This is a genomic window from Protofrankia sp. Cj3 (assembly GCF_917627355.1).
Taxonomy (GTDB): Bacteria; Actinomycetota; Actinomycetes; order Frankiales; family Frankiaceae; genus Protofrankia.
Genome location: NZ_CAKJTR010000326.1, coordinates 3073 through 3680 on the forward strand (window position 1 = coordinate 3073; position 608 = coordinate 3680).

Annotated in this window: 1 protein-coding gene; it reads left to right on the forward strand. The window is 69.9% G+C overall.

The genetic code is table 11. The features are described from left to right. Window positions 1-608 (forward strand): phosphopantetheine-binding protein (locus MJ783_RS23180; protein ID WP_239313999.1); only part of this gene is annotated, 608 nt, incomplete at both ends.

Sequence of the window (608 nt, forward strand, 5' to 3'; positions counted from 1 at the left end):
ACTCGACCACGACGAGCCCCACCTGGTCGTCTGCGATGTCAGCTGGGAAACGCTCGCCCAGACCCGGCGGAACGCGCTCCTGGGAGAACTCCCTGAGATTGCGCGGATGCTCCGCGGCACGGCTGACAACGCGGCCGAACCAGGCGATGCGGGCCCTTCCAATCTGGCCCAGCAGCTGGCGCACGCGGCCGAGCCGGAGCGGCGGCCGATCCTGCTGAAACTCGTTCGCACCCAGATGGCCGCGGTCCAGGGGCATGCCTCCACGGACGCGGTCGACATCGGCCGGACATTCCGCGACCAGGGATTCGACTCGCTCACGGCGGTGGAGCTACGCAACCGGCTGAGTGCGGCGACCGGGCTGCGGCTGCCCACCACCCTCGTGTTCGACTACCCTTCGCCGGCAACGCTGGTCGATCACCTGCGCCTGGAGCTACTGCCCCGAGCCACCACGGCGGTGCCGGCGGTCCTGACCGCGATCGACACCATGGAAGCGCTCCTCGCCACCCTTCCCGCAGACGCGCCGCAGCGGGAGACGGCCGCATCCCGCCTCCAGGAACTGGCAACGACCTTGAACCGTGGTGCCCGTTCCTCCGGCACCACCGAGATCG